Origin of the sequence: Bacteroides faecalis (assembly GCF_003865075.1) — a bacterium.
In the GTDB taxonomy this organism is placed as follows: domain Bacteria; phylum Bacteroidota; class Bacteroidia; order Bacteroidales; family Bacteroidaceae; genus Bacteroides; species Bacteroides faecalis.
This window is the reverse complement of sequence record NZ_BHWB01000048.1, coordinates 1-6129: the sequence shown is the minus strand read 5'-3', so window position 1 is coordinate 6129 and position 6129 is coordinate 1. Positions and strand designations below refer to the sequence as shown.

Here is a 6129-nt window from a genome sequence, read left to right as displayed (position 1 = left end):
ATGATACTATCTCTCTCAACAACAACAACGGAGGAGGAGGAAAAGAGTGTATTATATGCTCCTACCATAAATAAGATGAGATCAGATGGTAAAAAGCCGTTGATTATCATTGATGGAAAAGAAGCAGTGGGAGATGATCCATTCTCTAAAATCTCTCGGGATAGTATAGCAAGTCTTACTGTTTTACAAGATAAAGCTGCCCTTGAAATGTATGGGGAGAAGGGGAAAGATGGTGTTTGGATAATAGAGTCGGTTACTAATAAGAAACCTATAACTGCCCATGTGAAACAAGATTAGCACATGACGAATATAGTGAGTGAAAAGAATGCTGCCCGAGATGGTAATGGGAAATATATTGATACTAAACAAATGGCTTCTTTAGGGATGGTTGACAAAGAAACCTATTTATATAGTTGATGATAAAGAAGTTTCTGAAAAAGATTTGATTTCCATCTCGGCCAATGATATCAAAGGATTAAATGTCTATAAGAGTTCTGATGGTAAGAGGGTATTTGAGTTTGATACCAAAAATAATGTTTCTACTTATGTAACAGTGCGTGGATTGGTCAAAGATACAGCTGGAAATACTCTTCCAAAAGCTAAAATTAACGTAAAAGGAGGTGCTGTAAAAGGAACTGTAACTGACGAAGAAGGATATTTTGTATTGAGAGTTCCTAAAAATGGAATTCTTCAGGTAAGTTATAAGGGTATGGCTACAAGTACATTAAATGCTTCTTCACAATTAATGGTAACTATGAAAAAAGAGGAAAGTAGATAATAAAAAAGCAAAGAGATTGTATAAGTTTATATTAAAAAAAATAATCTGAAGATAGGCGGAGATATTCAAGTATCTCCGTTTCTTGTTCTGGATGGAACCAACGTATTTCTTCATCTCTTTTAAACCAAGTCATTTGTTTACGAGAGTAAATACGTGAATTCTGCTTGATTTTTTCAATTGCAAAAGGTAATTCCCATTCACCGTCCAGATATTTGAATATTTCTTTATAGCCAACTGTATTGAGTGAATTTAGATGGCGGTAGGGGAGAACAGACTTTACCTCTTCCAGTAATCCTTCTTCCATCATCAGATCAACGCGTCTGTTGATACGGTCATAAAGTTCTTCACGATCACGAGTCAGGCCAATTTTCAAAATACGGAAAGGGCGTTGTTTTTCTTTTGAGTACGGAAAGACGTATAGGTTTTGCCAGTCATATAACAGATTTCTAAAGCGTGGATCACTCGTTTGGGATTTCTCAAGTCTACAATACGGTAATATTCCGGATCTAACAAACGTAGTTCTGCGCAAAGCCTTTCAAGTCCTTCTTCTTCATATTTCTTCAATATTAGTTGTCGGGTTTCCATATCAACTGTAGGAATATCATCGATACCCTTACATATAGCGTCTACATACATCATTGAGCCTCCGGTAAGAATCACGACTTCGTGTTGAGTAAATAGACGAGTCAGAACTTCCATCGCTTCTGTCTCATATTGAGCTGCACTATAATAATCGGTCAGATGAAGAGTACCTATCAAATGATGAGGTACACGTTGGAGTTGGTCGGTTGTGGGAGCAGCTGTTCCTATTTTAAGCTCTGCATATAATTGTCTTGAATCAGCCGAGACAATACTAGTATGGTAATGTTCTGCCAGCCGCAGACTTAATTCTGTCTTTCCTACACCGGTTGGTCCGATTAATACAACGAGAGTGGGCATAAAATAAATGAAGAATGAGAATTGAGGATGAAACTGAGGAAAAATAACTTAATATCTTTTAGTTATGAATTACACGAATAATGTGTTAATTTCATTCGTGTAATTCGTAACTAATTATGTGATTATCGAAGTGCTAAAAATAGATTAATTCTTTCTTGTTAGAACTTTTCTTCGTCAAAAGAAGTGCTTGCATCACCACCTATGTCGAAGCCTTCCTGATCAAAGTCTTCCATGTCAAAATCTTGATCACCGTAGAAGTTTTCGTCAAGGTCGAGCGAGCCACTGCTAGTAGCCATTTCTTCAAAATCTACAGTTTGCTTGGGGGCATTACCAGTTTTTACGGTGCATTTGGCACCATCCATATCTTTTCCTGTGATGATTTCGGTCAATTCAATAAAGAAACAGCGTTCTGTCATGTAGTCGAATACATAAAGCAGTTTTTGTTTTTCATCTTCCACTAACTCATTGATAGCAGTTTCTTTCATTACCCAATTATCTATTTCAGGATTATCATCCATCTCTTCCAAGGTCACTTCTTTTTCTTTTTCCCAATCTTCATCGCAGATAAAGAAAGAAGTCATCTGATCATTTGTATAACCTACTGATTTCAGTATTGCTTCATGGAAGTCAAAAAATGTAGCTTCCGGATCAATTTGTATTTCTCTGACAAAATCGTCAATTTCATCAGATATAATGGTAAATCTGTATATCATAATATGACTATTTTGAACTGTTTTATTTTATAATTCCACGCTCTGAGCTACGGATAAAATTAACAATATAATCAATCTCCGGACTCTTTTCAAATTCATTTTCGATCTTCTTCAATGCATCAGTCGTATTCAGACCGCTTTGATAGATAATACGATAAGCATTGTGGATACTTTCAATCGCTTCATTAGAAAATCCCCGACGACGGAGACCGATAATGTTGATTCCGCAGAAAGCAATTGGTTCACGTCCCGCAATGATATACGGAGGAATATCTTTGCTAAAACGACATCCTCCTTGAATCATCACATGACCACCCACATGACAGAACTGGTGCATCAGTACGTTAGCGCTAATAATAGCGTTGTCATCAATTACAATTTCTCCTGCCATTTTGGTAGAATTACCAATGATGCAACCGTTACCGATTAATGCATCATGAGCAACATGCATACCCTCCATCAGTAAGTTATTGCTACCTACAATTGTACGCCCTTTAGCGGCTGTACCGCGGTTGATTGTTACATTCTCACGAATCAGGTTGTTATCTCCTATTTCCGCAGTGGTTTCTTCTCCCTGAAATTTCAGATCTTGAGGAATGGCTCCAATAACGGCACCCGGAAAGATTGTATTTCCATTACCAATGCGTGAACCATATAAAATATTGGCATTAGCCATGATCTTATATGGTTCACGCATTGGTAATGGAAATACAATCTTTCCGGGTGCCGTTATTGGAGCCATTCCTCAAGATCTGAAATTTCAGGGAGAAGAAACCACTGCGGAAATAGGAGATAACAACCTGATTCGTGAGAATGTAACAATCAACCGCGGTACAGCCGCTAAAGGGCGTACAATTGTAGGTAGCAATAACTTACTGATGGAGGGTATGCATGTTGCTCATGATGCATTAATCGGTAACGGTTGCATCATTGGTAATTCTACCAAAATGGCAGGAGAAATTGTAATTGATGACAACGCTATTATTAGCGCTAACGTACTGATGCACCAGTTCTGTCATGTGGGTGGTCATGTGATGATTCAAGGAGGATGTCGTTTTAGCAAAGATATTCCTCCGTATATCATTGCGGGACGTGAACCAATTGCTTTCTGCGGAATCAACATTATCGGTCTCCGTCGTCGGGGATTTTCTAATGAAGCGATTGAAAGTATCCACAATGCTTATCGTATTATCTATCAAAGCGGTCTGAATACGACTGATGCATTGAAGAAGATCGAAAATGAATTTGAAAAGAGTCCGGAGATTGATTATATTGTTAATTTTATCCGTAGCTCAGAGCGTGGAATTATAAAATAAAACAGTTCAAAATAGTCATATTATGATATACAGATTTACCATTATATCTGATGAAATTGACGATTTTGTCAGAGAAATACAAATTGATCCGGAAGCTACATTTTTTGACTTCCATGAAGCAATACTGAAATCAGTAGGTTATACAAATGATCAGATGACTTCTTTCTTTATCTGCGATGAAGATTGGGAAAAAGAAAAAGAAGTGACCTTGGAAGAGATGGATGATAATCCTGAAATAGATAATTGGGTAATGAAAGAAACTGCTATCAATGAGTTAGTGGAAGATGAAAAACAAAAACTGCTTTATGTATTCGACTACATGACAGAACGCTGTTTCTTTATTGAATTGACCGAAATCATCACAGGAAAAGATATGGATGGTGCCAAATGCACCGTAAAAACTGGTAATGCCCCCAAGCAAACTGTAGATTTTGAAGAAATGGCTACTAGCAGTGGCTCGCTCGACCTTGACGAAAACTTCTACGGTGATCAAGATTTTGACATGGAAGACTTTGATCAGGAAGGCTTCGACATAGGTGGTGATGCAAGCACTTCTTTTGACGAAGAAAAGTTCTAACAAGAAAGAATTAATCTATTTTTAGCACTTCGATAATCACATAATTAGTTACGAATTACACGAATGAAATTAACACATTATTCGTGTAATTCATAACTAAAAGATATTAAGTTATTTTTCCTCAGTTTCATCCTCAATTCTCATTCTTCATTTATTTTATGCCCACTCTCGTTGTATTAATCGGACCAACCGGTGTAGGAAAGACAGAATTAAGTCTGCGGCTGGCAGAACATTACCATACTAGTATTGTCTCGGCTGATTCAAGACAATTATATGCAGAGCTTAAAATAGGAACAGCTGCTCCCACAACCGACCAACTCCAACGTGTACCTCATCATTTGATAGGTACTCTTCATCTGACCGATTATTATAGTGCAGCTCAATATGAGACAGAAGCGATGGAAGTTCTGACTCGTCTATTTACTCAACACGAAGTCGTGATTCTTACCGGAGGCTCAATGATGTATGTAGACGCTATATGTAAGGGTATCGATGATATTCCTACAGTTGATATGGAAACCCGACAACTAATATTGAAGAAATATGAAGAAGAAGGACTTGAAAGGCTTTGCGCAGAACTACGTTTGTTAGATCCGGAATATTACCGTATTGTAGACTTGAGAAATCCCAAACGAGTGATCCACGCTTTAGAAATCTGTTATATGACTGGCAAAACCTATACGTCTTTCCGTACTCAAAAGAAAAAACAACGCCCTTTCCGTATTTTGAAAATTGGCCTGACTCGTGATCGTGAAGAACTTTATGACCGTATCAACAGACGCGTTGATCTGATGATGGAAGAAGGATTACTGGAAGAGGTAAAGTCTGTTCTCCCCTACCGCCATCTAAATTCACTCAATACAGTTGGCTATAAAGAAATATTCAAATATCTGGACGGTGAATGGGAATTACCTTTTGCAATTGAAAAAATCAAGCAGAATTCACGTATTTACTCTCGTAAACAAATGACTTGGTTTAAAAGAGATGAAGAAATACGTTGGTTCCATCCAGAACAAGAAACGGAGATACTTGAATATCTCCGCCTATCTTCAGATTTTTTTTTAATATAAACTTATACAATCTCTTTGCTTTTTTATTATCTACTTTCCTCTTTTTTCATAGTTACCATTAATTGTGAAGAAGCATTTAATGTACTTGTAGCCATACCCTTATAACTTACCTGAAGAATTCCATTTTTAGGAACTCTCAATACAAAATATCCTTCTTCGTCAGTTACAGTTCCTTTTACAGCACCTCCTTTTACGTTAATTTTAGCTTTTGGAAGAGTATTTCCAGCTGTATCTTTGACCAATCCACGCACTGTTACATAAGTAGAAACATTATTTTTGGTATCAAACTCAAATACCCTCTTACCATCAGAACTCTTATAGACATTTAATCCTTTGATATCATTGGCCGAGATGGAAATCAAATCTTTTCAGAAACTTCTTTATCATCAACTATATAAATAGGTTCTTTGTCAACCATCCCTAAAGAAGCCATTTGTTTAGTATCAATATATTCCCATTACCATCTCGGGCAGCATTCTTTTCACTCACTATATTCGTCATGTGCTAATCTTGTTTCACATGGGCAGTTATAGGTTTCTTATTAGTAACCGACTCTATTATCCAAACACCATCTTTCCCCTTCTCCCATACATTTCAAGGGCAGCTTTATCTTGTAAAACAGTAAGACTTGCTATACTATCCGAGAGATTTTAGAGAATGGATCATCTCCCACTGCTTCTTTTCCATCAATGATAATCAACGGCTTTTTACCATCTGATCTCATCTTATTTATGGT

6 protein-coding genes and 3 pseudogenes are annotated in these 6129 nt (G+C 37.0%); 5 read left to right on the top strand and 4 right to left on the bottom strand.

What is annotated here, in order from left to right; all coding sequences use genetic code 11:
* Positions 1-297, top strand: a pseudogene (locus EJF25_RS26850) (hypothetical protein); the annotation flags it as partial.
* Between the two features lie 145 nt (positions 298-442).
* Positions 443-778, top strand: a complete 336-nt coding sequence (locus EJF25_RS24530; protein WP_125043266.1) for a carboxypeptidase regulatory-like domain-containing protein — start codon at positions 443-445, stop codon at positions 776-778.
* Between the two features lie 31 nt (positions 779-809).
* Here EJF25_RS24530 and miaA (EJF25_RS24525) read toward each other — a convergent pair.
* The 3 genes and pseudogenes from miaA (EJF25_RS24525) to lpxA (EJF25_RS24515) form a co-directional block, all read right to left on the bottom strand.
* Positions 810-1717: pseudogene (gene miaA, locus EJF25_RS24525) on the bottom strand (tRNA (adenosine(37)-N6)-dimethylallyltransferase MiaA).
* A 158-nt stretch (positions 1718-1875) separates the two neighbouring features.
* A complete protein-coding gene (locus EJF25_RS24520; protein WP_125040400.1) occupies positions 1876-2430 on the bottom strand; it encodes an IS1096 element passenger TnpR family protein in 555 nt (184 codons plus the stop codon).
* 22 nt (positions 2431-2452) lie between these two features.
* A pseudogene (lpxA, locus tag EJF25_RS24515) lies at positions 2453-3112 on the bottom strand (acyl-ACP--UDP-N-acetylglucosamine O-acyltransferase); the annotation flags it as partial.
* Here lpxA (EJF25_RS24515) and lpxA (EJF25_RS24510) point away from each other — a divergent pair.
* The 3 genes from lpxA (EJF25_RS24510) to miaA (EJF25_RS24500) all read left to right on the top strand — a co-directional run bounded on the left by lpxA (EJF25_RS24510) (position 3093) and on the right by miaA (EJF25_RS24500) (position 5393).
* Complete coding sequence (lpxA, locus tag EJF25_RS24510; RefSeq protein WP_370685745.1) at positions 3093-3746, top strand: acyl-ACP--UDP-N-acetylglucosamine O-acyltransferase; 654 nt, start codon at positions 3093-3095, stop codon at positions 3744-3746. The pseudogene lpxA (EJF25_RS24515) and the gene lpxA (EJF25_RS24510) overlap by 20 nt on opposite strands.
* A gap of 22 nt (positions 3747-3768) precedes the next feature.
* Complete coding sequence (locus EJF25_RS24505; RefSeq protein WP_125040400.1) at positions 3769-4323, top strand: IS1096 element passenger TnpR family protein; 555 nt, start codon at positions 3769-3771, stop codon at positions 4321-4323.
* Between the two features lie 158 nt (positions 4324-4481).
* Positions 4482-5393 (top strand): tRNA (adenosine(37)-N6)-dimethylallyltransferase MiaA, encoded by a 912-nt coding sequence (gene miaA / locus EJF25_RS24500; protein WP_125043268.1) that lies wholly within the window; start codon positions 4482-4484, stop codon positions 5391-5393.
* Positions 5394-5419: 26 nt separating this feature from the next.
* On the opposite strand, the gene EJF25_RS24495 is transcribed toward miaA (EJF25_RS24500), so the two are convergent.
* On the bottom strand, positions 5420-5755 hold the full coding sequence (locus EJF25_RS24495) for a carboxypeptidase regulatory-like domain-containing protein (RefSeq protein WP_125043266.1): 336 nt from the start codon (positions 5753-5755) through the stop codon (positions 5420-5422).
* Positions 5756-6129 lie beyond the last annotated feature (374 nt).

Excerpts from the sequence above, each read along its gene's own strand:
- EJF25_RS24520 (WP_125040400.1), bottom strand. The coding sequence starts at position 2,430 with ATGATATACAGATTTACCATTATATCTGATGAAATTGACGATTTTGTC.
- EJF25_RS24505 (WP_125040400.1), top strand. The coding sequence starts at position 3,769 with ATGATATACAGATTTACCATTATATCTGATGAAATTGACGATTTTGTC.
- miaA (WP_125043268.1), top strand. The coding sequence starts at position 4,482 with ATGCCCACTCTCGTTGTATTAATCGGACCAACCGGTGTAGGAAAGACA.